The sequence below is a fragment of the Streptomyces flaveolus genome (genome assembly GCF_000716535.1).
In the GTDB taxonomy this organism is placed as follows: domain Bacteria; phylum Actinomycetota; class Actinomycetes; order Streptomycetales; family Streptomycetaceae; genus Streptomyces; species Streptomyces flaveolus_A.
The window spans coordinates 46,065-63,455 of sequence record NZ_JNWV01000045.1 but is presented as its reverse complement, the minus strand read 5'-3'; the positions used below and the strand labels follow the sequence as shown (position 1 = coordinate 63,455).

Genomic DNA, 17,391 nt, shown 5'->3' with positions numbered 1-17,391 from the left:
CGCTGTCCGACTACCGCCTGTTCGCCTTCCCGGCCTGAACTGCCGCGCGCCGCGTCCGCAGACGGCGTCGTCATGGACCGACGGGCGGTCCGAGAGGCACGACTCGGCGCCTCCTCACGGAACCGCTTCGCGGGCCTGCGGACGACGCGCGTCACCGGCGCGGCGACGCTGCCGCCCACTGCCGGAAGACAGGGCAAGCGCCTCGGTGTCACAGATCCACTTGGTGCGTGGTCAAAGTAGGAGAACGCTGTCAACCCAACATTGGCATACGGTGTGAAATCACCGAAACCTGTCGAGGATTCCAGTGAACTCCGTACGCCACTCCAAGCTGTGGACCGCTCGCAGGCGCCCCGATCGCACGGCGGCGGCCTGGGCGGGCTGTGCCGTCCTTACCCTGGTCGCCGTCGGCACCTCGCTCCCGCACGACCCCGACGACACGGGCGACGACCGTGTCAGCGCCGGGCGCACCTGCCGTTCCGCCCTGCCCGCCGACGAGGAGCTGTCCTGCGGCACCTACGGTTTCGGTGACCTGCGTTACGTGTGCCCGACGCCCGACGCGCCGCGGCGCTGTTCAACGACCACACAGGTGAGGGTACGGAACACCGGGCCGTCCACCGTGTACGTCACCGTCATCCACGGGCCGCGTCAGGGCGAGCGCGGACAGGGCCCGGAACAGGAAATCGCCCCTGCTCACACGGCCGACCTGCGCCCTGGGCAGGGAGACCTGCTGTTCGACCTCACCCTGCGAGGCGCGGGCGCCGTCAAGTCCCTGACGGTCGTCTCCGTGCGCTGACACCCGGTCCGCGTCCCGGCAGGGACCGGGCACCCGGTGTCCACACCCGCGCACGTGCGCACCGAGGGCAGGCCGAACGGCCGAGACGCCACCGCGGAGGGATCGAGAGTCTCGGCCATGAGCGGATCCGTGCGGGCACGGTCCCAAAGATGTACCGCCGCCCCCAGTGCCGGTGCGGTCGCCCACCGCACCGGCCGGGGCTCGGCTCGCCGGCAGCCCGACGTCGTCGGTCAGGAGAGCCAGTCGGTGTATCGGGTGGGGGCGAGGTGCGCGTTCTCGTCGGTGAGCACGTCACCCTCGACGGCGGCGAACATACCGGCCGTGGGATCGGTGACCACGGTGCGGGGGTCGCCCTTGTGGGACAGGGTGATCCGGCCGAGCTCGTCGAGGTTGAAGATCTCGGGGCCGGCGATGTTGCGGATGCCGTTCAGCGGGTCGCCCACGGCGACCTCCGCGACCGCGTCGGCCACGTCCTTTGCAGCGATCGGCTGGATCGGCGTGGCGGGCAGCCGGACGATGTCGCCGTCTGCGGTCCAGGACAGCACGGCGTCCATGAACTCCATGAACTGCGTGGCCCGGACGATCGAGTAGGGAATCGGACCTGCCTTGAGGATGTCTTCCTGCAAGACCTTGGCACGGTAGTAGTCCAAGCCCGGCACCTGGTCGACGCCCACGATCGAGAGGATGACGAAGTGTCCGGCGCCGCCCTTCCGGGCCGCGGCCAGGAGGTTGTCCATCGAGGTCTGGAAGAAGGCCGGTGACGCCTCGTCGAAGGTCGGCGAGTTGGTCAGGTTGACGACGACGTCGACGCCGGCGACCGCCTGCTCCAGCCCCTGACCGCTGATGACATCGATTCCGGTGGACTGCGAGTGCGGTACCGCCTCGTGCCCGGCGGCGTTCAGGTTCCGGACGACCTGCGAGCCGATCAGTCCGGTTCCGCCGATGACTGCGATCTTCATGACGCGCCTTTCGAATAGTGTGCGCAAATCTGGACATAAGGTTCATCAATGCGTGCTTCGCAAGGCGACGACACACTCGACTGAGATCGATCTTCCGCTCGCCCGTCTCCGCACACAGGGCTGACCGAGCATGCCGCCCGTTTGTGACAGGGACTTCGTCCCCGGTGGAGGACACGGCCACGGACAGCCGCTGTGGCGGACGTACCATCAGGCGCGACGCCGAAACGGCCCTTCGACGCGGGAGGCGACCCGCGCTCGTGTCAGTGCTGCGCCAGTACCCGTGACGACGTCCAGCGGGTGCGGCCGTGCAGGGTGAAGCCGGCCCGGACGGCCACGCCGGACTGCATCAGCTTCTGGTGCACCACCGGGTGGCGGCCGGGGCGGGAGACGACGAGGACGATGTGTCCCTCGGGCAGGCCGGTCACGGCGTACTCGCCCTGCGCGTTCGTCGTGGTCCGCACCAGTTGCCGGCCGCGGGTGTCCATGACGGTCACGGCGGCATGGCGGATGGGTTGCTGCTCGCCGTCACGGACGGTGCCCTCCAGCATGGACAGCGGCTCGCCGAAGTGGTGATGATGGTGAACCGGAAGCGCGGTCGGTGCGGGGACTTCCACGGAGGGATCCTCGACCGGAGGCTCCGGAATGTCCTCCGGGGCCTCCTCCGTGCTCTCCCCTACGGCCTCGCGCCGGTGCCGCCACGCGTCGAGCCCGAGCAGGCAGCCGATCGCCTCATCGATGGAGCCACGGCGGCGCCCGACTGACCCTGCACGTCGACCAGCTCGCTGCTCCCCCGGGACCGCGTTCCCGGCGCTCAGTCGACTGCGCTCATCACGGTCGACGGCTCGCCGGGGACCGGTTCGACGTCCCTCGCCGGCGGTAGGGGGTGCGGGCGGACTCGGACAACACAGGGCCGGTCGGCAAGTGCCCGGGGCGCGCCGACAGCAATAACGGCAACCATGTGGGCGACCCGTACGTTAAGGCGCCGTTCCTGCCGATCGGCGGCCTCGACGACTCGGACACCTGCCCTCGATCAGCCTCGACGCGGCCGCCTCGGTGGTCGAGGTCGCACCGCCTGTCGAGATGCGCCCCCCTTCCCCACCCACACGGCCCGTCGTCCGGGCGAGGAGGGCAGTGGAGTCAGATGAGTTCCAGTCCGCCGTCGACGGTGATCACCTGACCGGTCGCATGGCGCCCGGCCGGCTCGGCCATCCGGAGGATCCAGTGGGCCATCTCGTCCGCGCTCGCGATGTGGTGCGTGGGGATACGGTCGCGCTCGTAGGCGTACATGCCGTCGGCGGCCTCCGGCGTGAGGCCGGCGTGCAGCATGACGTCGGTCCGGGTGGGGCCGGGGGCGACGGAGTTGACGCGAACGCCTTCGCCGGCGAGTTCGAGGGCCCAGCTCCGCGTCATCTGCTCGATGGCCGCCTTGGTGGCCGAGTAGTGCGCGCCGCCCGCCATGGGACGGTGGCCGTAGGTGCTGGAGAGGTTGATGATCGTTCCTGAGGTCCTCCGGAGGTGAGGCAGGGCCTCGTGGGCCAGCAGGCTCGGAGCGACGACATTGAGCGCGAGCAGATCGACGATCGTCTGCTTGTCGGTCTCCGCCAGCGGCATGACCGCCGTCGCACCGGCGTTGTTGACGAGGTGGTCGAGGCGTCCCCAGCGTTCCACGGCGGCACTGACCACCTGGGCGGGTGCTCCGTCGCCGCAGATGTCGATCGCCAGGAACTCGATGTTGTCGTGAGCCCCGGCCATCTCCTTCAACGGCTCCTCACGGCGCCCGACCCCGAGTACGTGTGCACCGGCCTCGGCGAAGGCGATGGCCGTGGCCCGGCCGATGCCGGACCCGGCGCCGGTGACGATCGCGACATGGCCGGAGAAGACCTGGTCGAGAGAGTTGGCAGGCATGAAGCCTCCTTGTTCGATGTTCGTTGTACATAGAACTTTAAGGGCAGGCTCCGGGGCGTCTTCAATCGGGGTGAGTGACGGGACAGGGATCAGGACATACCGGACACCGATCAGTGCGGCTCAGGCGCGGTCGCCGCTCCCCGGGGGGCGCTCAGAGGCGTGCGTCACCATGAGCACAAGGTGGCATTGGGCGGCACGGCAGAGGGTGATGACCGCGACCACCGCGGCGGACGCCAAGTCCGGTGGCAGCGGGTGTCACAGGCCTCTACGGCGGGAGGTCACCCGCCCGTGGATTCACAGATCGTCGAGTACGGGGTGCCGAGCAGTGACGTCGTTACGCCTGTTCGTCGCGCTCGGTGACGTGGTCTCCGATGTTGTCACTGACAGCCGCGGACAGCAGTGCCGGCAGGAGGCCGGGGAAACGCGCATCGAGGGCGTCACGCCTCAGCTTCACGTAGCAGCGCGTGCCCTCCTGGCGGGTCTGTGTGACACCTGCCTCGCGCAGCATCTTGAGGTGATGACTGAGAGTGGACTTGGCGACGGGCGCGCTGAATTGTCCCCACCCGCGCTCGGCACCATCGGACAGGATGCGGACGATCCCCAACCGTGTCGGATCGCTCAACGCTCCGAGCAGGCGCGGCAGGGCGAGCTCGCTGTCGGCAGGTGACGAGTGGTCCGGCATGCCGGTCATGTTACCGGGTGTTCGGCACACGTCGAACATCGCGCGCGATCAGGAACGCACCGCTGACGGCGCAGCGACCCGCATCACGACTCGGGCTGTCACGCACCGCCGCGCGTCCGGATCGGGGCCGTGTGACAGCGGCTCGGCCGGGAGCGTCCCGAGTGCTTCGGCAGCCATCGGATCGCGAGTCCGGCCGATGGACCCCTCTCACTGGCGGATGAGCGCACCAGGGACACGCGCGAGGAGGGGCATTCGCCCGGTCGCAGGGCGTGCCAGGATTCCGGGCGCTCCCTCCGTGCCGCCCCCCACCTGCGCGCGGGTGGGATCGTGGCAGCGACGCGTCCGCAGACCTGGCCGCAGAGGGGTCGCGGCGTCCGTGCTCCCAGGAGGTAGCTGAGCAGGTGCCGTCGCGGCCGCGTGTCGGTGGTCGAGGCCCGTCTGCGGTTCGAGCGCCTCCGCCGGCGGCTGACGGTGGGATGACGCGGGGATGCTCCCCATCCTGCCGGGAAAACGTACCGACACCATTGGTCTGCGGCCGAGCTGTCGGAACCCCCGCACGCTCGCTGAGCCGACGCGCCATGTCCGCCTCGCCTCCTCCTCTCACGCCGCATGCCGGGCCGGTTGGTGTCCCGGGCGAGGTGATCCAGGGGCCGGCGGCAGCAGGTGGTGCGCTTGGCCGTCCGGGACGAGCAGCCGGATGAGGCCTTCCAGGTCACCGGTGCCGGCAGCGGTCCGGAACGCGGCGACGAGACGACGGTGTGACTCAGCGGGAACCGGCCGCACGCCGTCGCGCTCCAGGCGGGCCTGCGCGCGGTGGACCACCACCCGTGCGTTCTGGGCGCTGATCCGAAGCAGCCCCGCCAGGTCGGCATAGGTGTAGTCGAAGCCCTTCCGGAGCACGTAGGCGGCCAGCCGGTCCGGTGTCAGCCTCGCCATGAGCAGGGCCAGGGCCGCCTCGACCGCCACGGTTTGCTCGGCACGCGCCACGGGATCCTGGGCGGACCGGTCGCCGAGGTCGGCCAACTGCGGCTCGGCCGGCGCTTCGTGACGGTGCCGCGCGGACTGGACGACGTTGATCGCCAGACGGGTAGTGGCCGTGGTGAGGAACGCGGCCGGGTTCTTGATCTCCACTCGGTGGGTGAGCTGCCAGCGCACCCACACCTCCTGGATCACGTCTTCGGCTCCCGAGACGTCACCGAGAATCTGGTAGGCGATGCGGAACAGTCGTGTCCGCTGGGCCAGGAAGATGCCGAGGGCGGTGTCCAGGCCGTCTTCGCCCGGCCGGGCGACCGGGGGGCCGGTCGGTGTCGTCGTCTCCGGACTGGGCGCGGACATCCGGGAACTCCTCTTCGTGGGCGGGCGCCCATCGCGGGCGTTGTCTCCACCCTCGGCCCGGGGCACCCCTCACCGCGCCCTTGTCATCCATGGTCGAGTCCGTAGGGACCCCGGGGGGAGACCCGTGGACCCCGGGGGGACCCGGGGACCCGCACCGGCCCTCAGCCGGATCGCACCGTGCCCACGTCCCTGGCCTCCTCGGCCGGGGCGTTCGCGAGGGCACCCGGCAGTGCGCGACGGGAGTTGATACCGAGCTTCGTGTACACCTTCCGCAGGTGCCACTCCACGGTGTGCGGACTGATGAACAGCTCCGCGCCGATCTTCGCGTTCGTCATGCCGTCGGCGGCGAGTGCCGCGACCTGCGACTCCTGGGGGGTGAGGGCGCTCGTCGGTGTGCTTTCCCGCACCCTGACGTGCTCGCCGGTGGCGAGCAGCTCGCGGCGGGCTCGCTCGGCGAACGCGTGCGCCGGCATCTTGTCGAACATCTGGTGAGCCGTGCGAAGGTGCTCCCGGGCCAGCGAACGGCGGTGGCCGCGGCGCAGCCACTCGCCGTACAGGAGGTGGGTGCGTGCCACCTCCACGGCCACACCGCCGCGGCCGAACTCCTCGATCGCGGTCCGGTACAGACGGTCGGCCTCGTCGCCGTCGGTGAGGAGGGCCTGGCTGCGGGCGCTCGCGCCGCGGGCCCATCCGGAATCGGCGGCGCGCGTGAGTTCGAGCAGCCGGGCCAGCGAGGCGCGGGCCTGGTCGAGCTCACCGCACCGGGTGGCGGCCTCGATGTATTCGACCAGCGACAGGCCGGTGAAGTTGAAGCCGTCGTGCTCGATGGCCGTCCGAGCGGCCTCCAGGGCCTCCTCGTAGCGTGCCAGGCCGTTGAACAGCACGCCTTGGATGTAGCCCATGGCGCCCAGCAGGGACACCTCGCCGCGCTGTTCGGCCCTCTGCCGGGCTTCCTCGATGATGCCGGCGGCGACGTCCGCCTCGCCTCGCCACGCGGCCAGGACGAGCGTCGCGTACTTGTGCGGGGCGTGGCCCGTCGCGGCGGCGAGCGCGTCGGCTTCGTCGATCATCCGGGCCGCCTCGGCGAAGTCACCGTAGTGGATGTGCACCCCGCCGGCGTAGATGAGGGCCGGTTGCAGCACGCCGAGCGCCCCGATGTCGCGGGCCAGGCGCACCGCACGGCTCGACAGCGTGTCCCAGGCGTGCAGGTCCCAGGCGTAGTGAATGAACGACTCCAGCGCGACCGGTGCCAGCAGGAGCCAGCGCACGGTCGCCTCACGGGTGCCGAGCTCCTCGTGCGTGAGCAGATCCAGCGCGCCGTACAGTGCCGGGACACCGGCCTCGCAACCGTCCGCGAGGAGCGCGGCCACACCGTCCAGGAGCAGGTCGGCGGCCTTGGAGCCCGAAGAGGGCGCCCCGGACCCGCGGGCCGCGATCGCGGCGGCGCGGGCGCCGGTCGGACCGTGGACCCGGCCCGCGAAGATGGTCGCGCTGATCGCCTCCAGGTACGTCTCCCGCGCCAGTGGCGACCCGGCGGCGGTGAACTGTGCGGCGGCCTCGAGGAGCAGGGGTGCCGCCTCGTCGCTGCGGCTTCGGGCGAACAGGATCCTGGCCCGCAGGCGCGCCAAACGGGCGCGATCCAGAGCGCTCAGGGGACACAGTTCGGCCACGGTCGCGAGCTCCGTGGCCCGATCGGGCGCGGCGGCCGAGAAGTGGGCCTCGGCGGCCGCGAGAGCCCGGCGCCCCCGCTGCCAGGGGTCCGGTGTCACCTCGGCCGCGCGCTCCAGCAGTACCGCCTCGGCCGCGATGCCACCGCGCTGCCGAGCACGGTCGGCGGCCTGCTCCAGCCCTGCGGCGACCTCCTCGTCCGGTCCGTCGGCGGCCTGGGCGGCGTGCCAGGCGCGCCGATCGGGGTCCAGCACCGGGTCCGTGGCCTCGGCCAACGCCCGGTGCACCGCCCGGCGTTCCTCGGGGTCGGCTCCGTGGTAGACCGCCGATCGGACCAGCGGATGCCTGAACCGTACGGACTCACCGAACTCGATCAGTCCGGCCGCCTTGGCCGGTGCTGGATTGGGGGTGATCTCGAGAGAGGCGGCTGCGCGCACCAACAGGCGCGCGTCACCGACCGGTTCCGCCGCGGCGATCAGCAACAGGGTCCGGGTCGCCGCCGGCAGCGAACCGAGCCGGCCGGCGAAGTCCCGTTCGACACGGTTGGCCACCGGCCCCTGGACGCTCCGGAAAGTCGACGAGTCCAGGCCGTACGCCAGCTCGGCGGCGCTGCGGCCGCGGGAGAATTCGAGCAACGCGAGCGGGTTGCCGCGCATCTCGGCCGCGAACCGGTCCCGGACCCGTTTCTCCAGCCGCCCGCCGACGGCGGTCTCCAGGAGCTCTCCCGCCGCGACGGCGTCGAGGCCGCCGATCCGCAGTGCCGGCAGGCCGTTGAGTGCCTCCTGTCCCTCGGGGTCGCGTACCGCGAACGCCATCGCGACCGCTTCGGCCAGCAGCCGCCGGGACACGAATTCCAGAGTCTGCAAAGACACCTGGTCCAGCCACTGAGCGTCGTCGACCAGGACGAGCACCGGTCGGCTCTCCGAGGCCCGGGTGAGTAGAGTGAGCACGGCGAGGCCGACCAAGAAGCGGTCGGGCGGGTCTCCGGCCGCCATCCCGAACGCCACACGGAGGGCGTCACGCTGGGGTTCCGGCAACTCGTCGAGCTCGTCCAGGAACGGCGCACACAGTTGGTGCAGGCTCGCGTAGGGCAGCTCCATGTCGGCCTCGATGCCGTGCGCCCAGGCCACTCTCACTCGTGACGCCTGCGCGGCCACGTACTTCAGGAGTACCGACTTCCCGATTCCGGCCTCGCCACGGACCACCAGTACCCGGGACCCGCCTTCGCGCAGCCCGGCCAGCAGGTCGTCGAGCGCCGCGCACTCGCGATGCCTGCCGACCAGGTGGGGAAGCGGGCTGGCGATCATGCGACGCGGCTCCTTGGAGGCATCCGGGGGTGTGAAGCTCCCACGACGGGTTGTCGGAGCGATTCCCAAAACGATACCTGGGACATTCCCACACCTTGTGTCGAATTGTTGTGACGGAGTCCACTTCAAAAGTTGCTCCGACGCTGTCACAAACGAAGCCGCTGTCCGGTCGACCACTGCCTATGATCTCGCCGTCCGCCCTCGCAGGAGGTCCCATGTCTTCGCTCGGACACCAGCTCGCCACGTCCGTCCTCGTGGTGGGAGCCGGTGGATCAGGCCTCCGAGCGGCCATCGAAGTCGCCGAGGCCGGCATCGCGGTCATCGCGGTGGCCAAACGCACGGCTGACGATGTCCACACCGTCACGACGTCCGGATGCCTCGCTGAGGCACCGCCCGCCACCGGACCCGAGGACACGTGGGAACGGCACGCGGCCGACACATTGCGGGAGGGACACCTGCTGGCCGACCCGCGCACCGCGCAGATCGTGGCCCGTCACGCCGCGCAGGGATTCCACGACGTGAGGCGCTACGGCGTGCGTCTGGACCGCCAGGGCCGCGGCGGGACCGCACGGCACGGGTTCGGCGACCACCCGTACCGGCGTACCGCCTTCACCGGCGAGCACGCCGGCCTGGAGGTGCGGCGGGCGCTCCGTGAACGCGCCGAACAGCTCGCCGTTCCCGTCCTGTCGAACGTGTACGTCACCCGGTTGCTGGTCGACGACGGGACGGTCTTCGGCGCCTACGGATTCGATCTCGTCGACGGCTCGCGCTACCTCGTGCACGCCGACTCCGTGATCCTCGCGACCGGAGGGCACACGCGCATATGGCGGCGTACGTCGTCGCGTCGAGGCGAGAACACCGGCGACACGTTCCGCCTCGCCGTCGAGGCCGGCGCCCGGTTGCGTGACCCCGAGCTGGTGCAGTTTCACCCCTTCGGGCTGATCAGGCCGGAGACCGCGGCCGGCATCCCCGTCAGCGAGGCGGCACGCGGCGTGGGCGGGGTCCTCCTCAACAACCTCGGTGAGCGGTTCATGACGCGCTACGACGCCGAGCGAATGGAGCTCTGCGGCCGGGACAGGGTCGCGCTGGCCTCGTACACGGAGATCAAGGAGGGCCGCGGCACCCAGGCCGGCGGTGTGTGGCTCGACCTGTCCCACCTGCCGCGTGAGACGGTCCTGACGCGGCTGCCCCGGGTGCACAAGGCGCTGTTGGACCTGCAGATGCTCGACATCACCCGTGACCCGGTCGAGGTGGCGCCGACCGCCCAGTACTCCATGGGCGGTGTCTGGGTCCGGCCCGAGGACCACAGCACCGATGTCGACGGGCTCTTCGTGGCCGGGGAGGCGGCCAGTGGTCTGCACGGTGCGAACCGGCTGGAGGAGAACGCACTGATCGAACTACTCGTCTACGGCCGAATCGCCGGCCGGGCCGCGGCGGAGTACTCGGCCCGGCTCACCTCCCAGCATCGGTCGCCGGCGGCGGTTCGCGCCGCGGAGGCGGACGTGGATCGGCTCGCGGCCGCCGACGGAGACCAGAACGTCCGCGCGCTGCACCGGTCGGTGCGCCACCTGATGACGGAGCGCGCCGGTGTGGTGCGGGACGAGGCCGGGCTCGCCGCCGGGCTCGCCGAGCTCGACGCGATCGAGGCCCGCATGGCGTGCTTGGGCGTGCACGTCGACATCGCCGGCTTCGAGGACCTCGCGTACGCCTTCGACCTCAGGTCCGCCGTGCTCGCCGCTCGGGCGACGCTCTTGTGCGCGTTGGAGCGGCGGGAGACACGGGGGTGCCACAACCGGTCCGACCACCCCGACGTCGACCCCGACCTGCACGTCAATCTGGTGTGGTCCCCGACGTCCGGGGTGCGCCGCGAACCCGTCCCGCCCGTCCCTACCCACATCGCCGAGTTGATGCACGCCGTCCCGGCCGACGCGCGGTCGATCGAGTAGCGCGTCCAGGGAGCCGACGGGTGGGTCTCGGAGCACGGCGAAGGACGGCTCCACGGCAACCGCCCCGCCCCGTTTCCTCACGGCCTGCCCGGTACGGACTGTCCCTCCGCGTTCGGCAGGAGGGACAGCAGACGGAGGTTGGTGTGGCTCTCGGTGCCCGGTGTCGCGGTGTAGACCACGAGCCGCTGGGACTGGTCGGGGTCGACCAGCGTCTGGCAGTGCAGTTCCAGCGTCCCGACCTCGGGGTGCCGGAAGCGTTTGGAGGCGCAGTAGGGTCCCAGCACGGGGCGCTCGCGCCAGATACCGGCGAACTCGGGGCTTTCCCTGTTCAGTGCGTCCACGAGCTCGGCGGCACGCGAGTCGCCGCCGTCGCGGGTGTAGGCGCCATGGAGGTCCGCCACCATCAGACGGCTCTGCTCGGCGTGGTCGCCCTCGGGGTGGACCAGGCGGGAGACCGGGTCGGTGAACCAGCGGTAGTGGGCACTGCGTGCCAGTCCGGTGTGGCCCGTCTCGTCACCCAGCAGCATCACCGCCGGGCGCGTCTGTCTCAGTGTCTCGCCCAGGTGGTTCATCACCTGGGCGGGGGTGTCCTCCAATCGGTCAAGGATGCGCAGCATCCCCGGGTTGATGTGGTCGCCGCGCCGCACCCGGTGCGGCAGTGCGTGACCGGCGAGCTGGAAGAGGAGGTCGCGCTCCTCCAGTGACAGGTGCAGTCCGCGGGCCATCGCGGCGAGCATCTGTTCCGAGGGGTGGGGGCCTCGGGGCTGCTCCAGCCGGCTGTAGTAGTCCACCGACATGTCGCAGAGTGCCGCGACCTCCTCACGGCGCAGCCCTCCGGTACGTCTGCGGCGCCCGCGGGGCAGCCCGACGTCCTCCGGCTGGAGGGCCTCGCGGCGCGCCCGTAGAAAGGCCGCCAGTGCTGCCCGGTCCGCCATGGCTGTCCTTTCTCACGGGACGGTGCCGTCCCGACGGGATGGCCGGTCCGGATGTGTCCGGACCGGGCTTGCCGGTTCGTGGACGGCCGGGACGGGTTTGCGGGAGGTTGTGCCGCCTCGACCGTGACCTTCACGATGTACTCCGACCATGTGAGCAACGCGGTCAGGATCAGTCATTCCCCGCAACAGTGTGCCGTCCCGCACCCTGGCGGACGGTGGGACGGCATCCCTGACAGCGTTGTTCCGCCACGGGAACGACGGTGCAGCGTCGTGTCAGCGGGTGATCGCCTTGGTCTCGAGGAACTCCTCGAGACCGGCACGGCCCATCTCCCGGCCGTTGCCGGACTGCTTGTACCCGCCGAACGGGGCCTGGAAGTTGTGCTGTCCACCGTTGACGTCGACCTGGCCGACGCGCAGGCGCCGGGCGATCGCCATGGCGTGGTCCTCGTCACCGGTCACCGCACCGTTGAGTCCGTAGATCGTGCCGTTGGCGATCTCGACGGCGTGGTCGTCGTCGACGTAGGGGATGACGACGAGGACGGGGCCGAAGATCTCCTCCTGGGCGATGACGGACTCGGGGTCGACGTCGGAGAAGATCGTGGGCTTGACGTAGGCGCCGGTCTCGAAGCCCTCCGGCCGTCCGGGGCCGCCGGCCACGAGCGTGGCGCCGTCGGCGATGCCGCGCCGGATGTAGCCGTCGACGCGCCGGCGCTGGGCCTCGGAGGCGAGCGGGCCGATCCGTGTGCCCTCGTCCGCCGGATCACCGACGACGTATTCCTCGGCCGCGTCCCGGAGCTTCTCGACCACGGTCTGCTGAAGGCTGTCGGGCACGAGCATGCGCGTGTAGGCGCCGCAGGCCTGACCGCCGTTGGCCCAGGCATAAGCCAGTCCGCGATGGACGGCGAAGTCGAGGTCGGCCTCGGGGAGGACGATGTGGGCCGCCTTGCCACCCAGTTCGAGCGCGACGCGTTTGACCGTGCCGGAAGCGGCCACGGAGACGCTTCTGCCGGCGCGGGTCGACCCGGTGAAGGAGATCATGTCGATCTTCGGATGGCGGGAGAGTGCCTCGCCGACGACCGGCCCGGTGCCCTGCACCACGTTGAACACACCGTCCGGGAGGCCCGCCTCGGTGGCGATCTCCGCGAACATCCGGGCGCTGAGCGGGGAGTTCTCCGAGGGCTTGAGGACGACGGTGTTACCCGCCAGCATCGCGGGGACGACCTTGGTCACCAGTTGCTGAAGCGGAAAGTTCCACGGGGTGATGGCCCCCACCACGCCGATGGGTTCGCGGACGACGAGCGAGTTCTCGACCGCCTCCGTCCACTCGAACCGCTCGGCCGTCGTGATCGCGGCCAGGGTCGAAGCGACCGGGAACCCCACCTGCGCCTGTCGGGAGAAACCGATCGGGGCACCCATCTCCAGGGTGATGGTGGCGGCGAGTTCCTCGGAGTGCTGCTGAAGGCCCTCGGCCAGGCGCCGCATGACGGCCGCACGGTGCCGTGGAGTGGTCGACGCCCATCCTGGGAGGGCGGCCAGCGCGGCGTCCACCGCCCGGTCCACGTCGTCGGCCGTGCCCTCGCGCACCGTGGCGATCACCGATTCGTCGGCGGGATTCACCACGTCGATCAACGGCCCGGAACCCCGGAGAGGGCGGCCGTCGATCCAGTGAGAGGGCGTGGGGAAGGGAACCGCGGTGTTTTCGTTCATGCGGCCAAGACAACATCGGTCGTCGCGAGGCATCCATGCCTTCCCATGCCCATGATCTGCGTCACTTGCATGCCACGCCACGGCGGTCCAGGTCGGAAAGGGTGTTTGCTGCATGCCGGTGCGAATCGGCCTACCCTCCCTGAAGGCGCTGCGTATGGTGGGTGAGGATTGTCGGGGCAGCTACGCGGGCGGCGCAGCGAGTGCGAGGTGCTCGACCGGCTGTGCTCCGCGGTGAAGGCCGGGCACAGCGCCGTCACGCCGGCCTAGGCGGGCGGGACGTGCCTATGACGACCCACCCGGGCTCTTCGCCGTCCTGCGACCTGACCGGCGTCCATCACGGAGACGCCACCAGGTCACCGGCGGCCGTCCAGGCTCGTGCGTCCCAGGGCATCCCGCAGGATCCTCCGCACCTCGATGTGCTCTGCCGTCACGGGCATACCGCCTCGCGCGCGCCGCTCCCGGGCGCTGTTGGCGCGCTCCATGGCCTCGCGCACGGCGTCGGCGACGTCGTGGGCTCCGTCGACCACGTAGTACATCCAGATCACACGGGTCCCGCTGGGCCGGAACGGCACGCCGATCAGCCATTTCACGGGCTGCGTGAGCACGGAGCGCAGGGAGGACCGAGGATCGGGCGCCGTCCGGTCGGCCTCACGGAGATCGGAGCCGGCGACCAGGGCGCCCTCCCCCGCGGTGAGCCCTGCACCGCCGTTCTCCCGAAGGCTGGGATGGTCCATCTCGAGCAGCATGTGATCTCCTCTCCGCGTCCGATGTCACGCCGGTTGACCCCGAGCCGGAACATCAGCGCGAATGCCCGAAAATGCCGGTTCCACCTTTTGACTGAACAGCGCCGCTCCGTGTGACAAGCCGCCCCGGACCGCGAACGGCAGCGGCCCCTCAACATCGGGGTGCGCTCGTCCACGGAGCGTCCGAGCGGAATGCGTCGCCGATCCACCACCCGGGGTATGGGTGCGGTGGCGGGGAACGGACCGGACGCTCGTGCGCAACCCGTAGGCACTGCTCAGGACGACGACGATCCGGCCGGCCGGCCGGCCGTCAGGGTCGTCCAGTCGGCTCGCAGACGCCAGGAGACCTGCGCCGGCGCCTGGCTGCCGAAGCCGACGGACGCCAGGCGTCGCCCCCGGCCCGTGGCCCCGGACGCACATCAACGGCTCGTGAGAACCTGCTTCACAGCGGCCCAGTCGGGCAACCTCATGCCCTTGGCGAGGGTGCTAGCCACCGACGGCGTCCACCGGTCCGCGCCGGCACCGCTGCTGCGTGGGACGAGCGAGTAGAGATGCACTGTTGAGGAGCAGGGAAGAGGGCCGCCCCCCGGCCGCAACCACCCGAGCCGCTCTGGACGTTGTTCTGTTCCCCCGCGTGCGGCTGTGGGGTCGGCGCCGTGAACTTCAAGATCGGCGCCCGTTGTTCCTCACGGGCTTCGCGGAACGGGCGGTCCGGGGGCTGCTCGTCGCCGGCGGACGCCGGGTCCTGCGCCCGCGCACGACGGCGTCTCCTGGACCATAGGGAGCCCACCGTCGTCGTCGGTCACCGGCCGTTTGCCGTGGCCCGTCCCAAGGACGCGAGGTGCTCGTCGAACGTCCGGCGGCACTGGACGTACTCCCCGCGCGGCAGCAGGCCGCCTCCTGACATGGCCTTGCCCACCTTGCCGGGAAGCGTCACCGGCACGACGAGCCGCCGCCGGCCCTGAGCGCGCAGGATGCGACGCGTCATGTCCACCATGTCCAGCCGGTCGGGGCCCGCGATCTCCGGCGCCATTCCGGAAGGGCCCCGTACCGCGTGCTCGACGAGCTTCTCGGCGACGTCCTGGGCGGCGACGGGTTGGGTGAGCATTCTCGGCATCATGACCACCGGTGACCGGTTGGCCAGCAGCGGCTCCGGGAATTCGAAGAACTGGGTGGCGCGGAGCACCGTCCACGGCACGCCTCCGTCGCGGACCAGTTCTTCCTGCACGCGCTTGCCGAAGTAGTAACCGAGATCCACCTCTTCACTGCCGACGATCGACAAGGTCACCAGATGCCCGATGCCCATCGACCGGGCGGCGGAGAGCAGGTGGCCGGTGGTCCGGGAGAAGAAGTCGACCGCGGGCTTCTTCCTCGTCGTGACGATGTTCGTCACATCGATCACCGCGTCACTGCCGGACAACCGCTCTTCCAGGCCGACGCCGGTGGTCAGGTCAACGCCGTGCGAACGGGCGAGAACCAGGGGTCGATGTCCTGCGGCCCGCAGCTCCGCCACTACGAACTTCCCCACCAGGCCGGTCCCTCCGGCCACGGCCACCTGCATGTGATTGCCTCCTCGTACCGACAACGGTTTCCGACTCCCCCTACAGACAAGGCAGGTACTCCTCCTGTGACACGGGGCCAGTCCCGGGACCTGGGCCGGCATCCCGCCCACCGCACCGCACGGCACAGCCGTCGCGTAGTGGGGCAGGCCTCCGGCGCGGGCCGGGCCCGCAGGTACACGTCGGCACTTCCGCCGGCGTGGGTCAGCGGCCTCGGAACACCGCTCGACCAATCTCGCGCGGCAGCGCGGCGACCGCCATTCGACTCGGCGGGCACTGCCCTCCCCGAGCCGGCCTGTCACACGCGCCTGTGCCGCTCGGTCTCTGCGGAAGAGGGATGAGCTACCCCTGGTCCCCGCACCTCGGTCGAGAGGAAGACCCATGATCACGCGCATCGTGTCCATTGCCGAAGGCAGACGGCTCACCCGCTCCATCGCGATCGGGCCTCACACGCTGACGGCCGACGAACCCGAGCCCATCAGCACCGACGCGGGTCCCACCCCGGGTGAGCTGCTCCTGGCCGCGCTGGGGTCCTGCACGTCCATGGCCGTGCGGGCCCTGGCGGACCGACACGGCTGGGCGCTCGACCGTGTCGACGTGGCCGTACGGTTCGGCGATCAGGGGCGCATCGTCAAGAACGTCGGGTTGACCGGCGACCTGGAGCCGGCTCAGCGGGAGCAGTTGCTGGCAGCTGCCGGGCGCTGTCCCGTTCACCGCCTGCTGACCAGGGAGGTCACGATCGTCACCGTACCGGCTCTGCTGGCGGAACCGGACGAGTCCCACGCCCAGTCGCTCCCGCGGTGAGCGGGTCCCGCCCGGAACCCGGGCGGGTCAGGACGTGGTCGGCATGCCTTCGAGTGGCATCGAGCCGATCTCCTCGCGGGAGGAGGTTCCCAGCTTCGCGAAGACCTTGCGCAGATGCCATTCGACCGTGTGAGGGCTGAGGAACAGTCGGGCACCGATCTCCGGGTTCGTGAAGCCGCTCTGGGCAAGTCGCGCGATCTCGACTTCCTTCGCAGTGAGAACCACCGGCGTGACCGAGGCGCGTTTGCGGACCTTCGCTCCCACGGCCTGCAGCTCCCGTCGCGCGCGCTCCGCGAAGGCCTCGGCCCCGGCTTCGCCGAGCATCTCGTGTGCCTCGCTGAGCTGGGAACGGGCCTCCGTCCGTCGCTGTTCCCGGCGTAGCCACTCACCGTAGCGAAGCCGTGCCCGTGCACCGTCCATCCGGGCCTGCACCGTGTCGAGTTGCTCGATCGCTTCCGGTGCAGGTCGTCGGTGGCCTGCCCCTCGCTCATCAGGGCACGAGTGGCGGCGGAGATGCCGAGCGCCAGGCGGTTCCGCTGACCTGGGCCATCTCCTCGATCGTCCGCACAGTCTCGGCCGCATGCGCGGTCCGCCCCAGTCGTACGGCCGCTTCGACGAGTTCGACCCGGGACTGGAGGGACAGTCCCAGTTCCTGCGGGTTCTCGCGGCCACGTTCGGCGGAGGCGTAGGCCTCCTCGTATCGGCCGAGGCCGTTGTAGAGGACCGCCGCCGCCCACTGGGTCGCCGTCGTCGCCTTGCCCTCGTCCCGCAGGAGACGGTCGTGCGTGACGGCTTCGATGGCCTGCCGGGTCGCGGACTCCCGTCCCTTGAAGGGCTCCACCGCTTCCGGTGGCCCGGTCGAGCAGGTGGTTCAGCAGCTCGGTCTTCCCGATGCCCGCCTCACCGCGCACCACCAGGACTCCGCTTCGCCCGGTCCTGGCCGGCGCGAGGAGGTCGTCGAGAAAGCCGCGCTCGTTCCGCCGCCCGAGGAGCCCGGTCCGTGCTCCGTCTCCCGTCATGACAGCCTCCCGGCCGTCACGGTACCTTG

Annotated in this window: 15 protein-coding genes and 1 pseudogene; 3 read left to right on the top strand and 13 right to left on the bottom strand. The window is 70.6% G+C overall.

The genetic code is table 11. The features are described 5' to 3' along the window. The first annotated feature begins 304 nt into the window (after positions 1-304). Entirely contained in the window at positions 305-793 is a 489-nt protein-coding gene (locus tag OO52_RS38850; protein WP_051818902.1) for a hypothetical protein, read from the top strand. Positions 794-1,023: 230 nt separating this feature from the next. Here OO52_RS38850 and OO52_RS38845 read toward each other — a convergent pair whose 3' ends face one another. From OO52_RS38845 to OO52_RS38820, 6 genes are all read right to left on the bottom strand, one after another. After that, complete coding sequence (locus OO52_RS38845) at positions 1,024-1,752, bottom strand: SDR family oxidoreductase (protein ID WP_030654517.1); 729 nt, start codon at positions 1,750-1,752, stop codon at positions 1,024-1,026. A gap of 260 nt (positions 1,753-2,012) precedes the next feature. Next, a complete protein-coding gene (locus tag OO52_RS53330) occupies positions 2,013-2,366 on the bottom strand; it encodes a carboxypeptidase-like regulatory domain-containing protein (protein WP_030654520.1) in 354 nt (117 codons plus the stop codon). Positions 2,367-2,889: 523 nt separating this feature from the next. Further along, positions 2,890-3,657 (bottom strand): SDR family NAD(P)-dependent oxidoreductase, encoded by a 768-nt coding sequence (locus OO52_RS38835; RefSeq protein WP_030654522.1) that lies wholly within the window; start codon positions 3,655-3,657, stop codon positions 2,890-2,892. Positions 3,658-3,991: 334 nt separating this feature from the next. Continuing rightward, positions 3,992-4,339, bottom strand: coding sequence for an ArsR/SmtB family transcription factor (locus tag OO52_RS38830; protein WP_030654526.1), 348 nt, complete (start codon positions 4,337-4,339; stop codon positions 3,992-3,994). Positions 4,340-4,939: 600 nt separating this feature from the next. Continuing rightward, positions 4,940-5,674: a sigma factor gene (locus OO52_RS38825; protein WP_030654529.1), complete on the bottom strand. Its 735-nt coding sequence runs from the start codon at positions 5,672-5,674 to the stop codon at positions 4,940-4,942. 161 nt (positions 5,675-5,835) lie between these two features. Then, the gene (locus tag OO52_RS38820; protein ID WP_030654532.1) at positions 5,836-8,649 is read right to left on the bottom strand and encodes a helix-turn-helix transcriptional regulator; all 2,814 of its coding nucleotides are present in this window, start codon (positions 8,647-8,649) and stop codon (positions 5,836-5,838) included. Positions 8,650-8,864: 215 nt separating this feature from the next. Between OO52_RS38820 and OO52_RS38815 the strand changes: the two genes are divergently transcribed. Beyond that, positions 8,865-10,595 carry an FAD-binding protein gene (locus tag OO52_RS38815; protein WP_030654535.1) on the top strand — a complete coding sequence of 577 codons (1,731 nt, stop codon included), beginning with the start codon at positions 8,865-8,867 and terminating at the stop codon, positions 10,593-10,595. A gap of 77 nt (positions 10,596-10,672) precedes the next feature. Here OO52_RS38815 and OO52_RS38810 read toward each other — a convergent pair whose 3' ends face one another. The 4 genes from OO52_RS38810 to OO52_RS38795 all read right to left on the bottom strand — a co-directional run bounded on the left by OO52_RS38810 (position 10,673) and on the right by OO52_RS38795 (position 15,541). Next, positions 10,673-11,530: a helix-turn-helix transcriptional regulator gene (locus OO52_RS38810; protein WP_030654538.1), complete on the bottom strand. Its 858-nt coding sequence runs from the start codon at positions 11,528-11,530 to the stop codon at positions 10,673-10,675. A 273-nt stretch (positions 11,531-11,803) separates the two neighbouring features. Next, entirely contained in the window at positions 11,804-13,270 is a 1,467-nt protein-coding gene (locus tag OO52_RS38805) for an aldehyde dehydrogenase family protein (protein ID WP_030654541.1), read from the bottom strand. Between the two features lie 320 nt (positions 13,271-13,590). Further along, entirely contained in the window at positions 13,591-13,983 is a 393-nt protein-coding gene (locus tag OO52_RS38800) for a hypothetical protein (RefSeq protein WP_030654544.1), read from the bottom strand. 799 nt (positions 13,984-14,782) lie between these two features. Beyond that, a complete protein-coding gene (locus OO52_RS38795; protein WP_030654546.1) occupies positions 14,783-15,541 on the bottom strand; it encodes an SDR family oxidoreductase in 759 nt (252 codons plus the stop codon). Positions 15,542-15,920: 379 nt separating this feature from the next. Between OO52_RS38795 and OO52_RS38790 the strand changes: the two genes are divergently transcribed. Beyond that, positions 15,921-16,343 carry an OsmC family protein gene (locus OO52_RS38790; RefSeq protein ID WP_030654549.1) on the top strand — a complete coding sequence of 141 codons (423 nt, stop codon included), beginning with the start codon at positions 15,921-15,923 and terminating at the stop codon, positions 16,341-16,343. 27 nt (positions 16,344-16,370) lie between these two features. Here OO52_RS38790 and OO52_RS53325 read toward each other — a convergent pair whose 3' ends face one another. The 3 genes and pseudogenes from OO52_RS53325 to OO52_RS52270 form a co-directional block, all read right to left on the bottom strand. Then, positions 16,371-16,667 (bottom strand): helix-turn-helix domain-containing protein, encoded by a 297-nt coding sequence (locus OO52_RS53325; protein WP_030939689.1) that lies wholly within the window; start codon positions 16,665-16,667, stop codon positions 16,371-16,373. 166 nt (positions 16,668-16,833) lie between these two features. Beyond that, positions 16,834-17,184 carry a hypothetical protein gene (locus OO52_RS53320; protein WP_030654554.1) on the bottom strand — a complete coding sequence of 117 codons (351 nt, stop codon included), beginning with the start codon at positions 17,182-17,184 and terminating at the stop codon, positions 16,834-16,836. A 43-nt stretch (positions 17,185-17,227) separates the two neighbouring features. Next, positions 17,228-17,362: pseudogene (locus OO52_RS52270) on the bottom strand (hypothetical protein); the annotation flags it as partial. Between the last annotated feature and the right edge of the window lie 29 nt (positions 17,363-17,391).

Bases quoted from the DNA above. Each gene is read 5' to 3' on its own strand.
- OO52_RS38845 (WP_030654517.1), bottom strand. From the start codon at position 1,752: ATGAAGATCGCAGTCATCGGCGGAACCGGACTGATCGGCTCGCAGGTC.
- OO52_RS38835 (WP_030654522.1), bottom strand. From the start codon at position 3,657: ATGCCTGCCAACTCTCTCGACCAGGTCTTCTCCGGCCATGTCGCGATC.
- OO52_RS38830 (WP_030654526.1), bottom strand. From the start codon at position 4,339: ATGCCGGACCACTCGTCACCTGCCGACAGCGAGCTCGCCCTGCCGCGC.
- OO52_RS38825 (WP_030654529.1), bottom strand. From the start codon at position 5,674: ATGTCCGCGCCCAGTCCGGAGACGACGACACCGACCGGCCCCCCGGTC.
- OO52_RS38820 (WP_030654532.1), bottom strand. From the start codon at position 8,649: ATGATCGCCAGCCCGCTTCCCCACCTGGTCGGCAGGCATCGCGAGTGC.
- OO52_RS38815 (WP_030654535.1), top strand. From the start codon at position 8,865: ATGTCTTCGCTCGGACACCAGCTCGCCACGTCCGTCCTCGTGGTGGGA.
- OO52_RS38810 (WP_030654538.1), bottom strand. From the start codon at position 11,530: ATGGCGGACCGGGCAGCACTGGCGGCCTTTCTACGGGCGCGCCGCGAG.
- OO52_RS38805 (WP_030654541.1), bottom strand. From the start codon at position 13,270: ATGCCTCGCGACGACCGATGTTGTCTTGGCCGCATGAACGAAAACACC.
- OO52_RS38800 (WP_030654544.1), bottom strand. From the start codon at position 13,983: ATGCTGCTCGAGATGGACCATCCCAGCCTTCGGGAGAACGGCGGTGCA.
- OO52_RS38795 (WP_030654546.1), bottom strand. From the start codon at position 15,541: ATGCAGGTGGCCGTGGCCGGAGGGACCGGCCTGGTGGGGAAGTTCGTA.
- OO52_RS38790 (WP_030654549.1), top strand. From the start codon at position 15,921: ATGATCACGCGCATCGTGTCCATTGCCGAAGGCAGACGGCTCACCCGC.
- OO52_RS53325 (WP_030939689.1), bottom strand. From the start codon at position 16,667: ATGCTCGGCGAAGCCGGGGCCGAGGCCTTCGCGGAGCGCGCGCGACGG.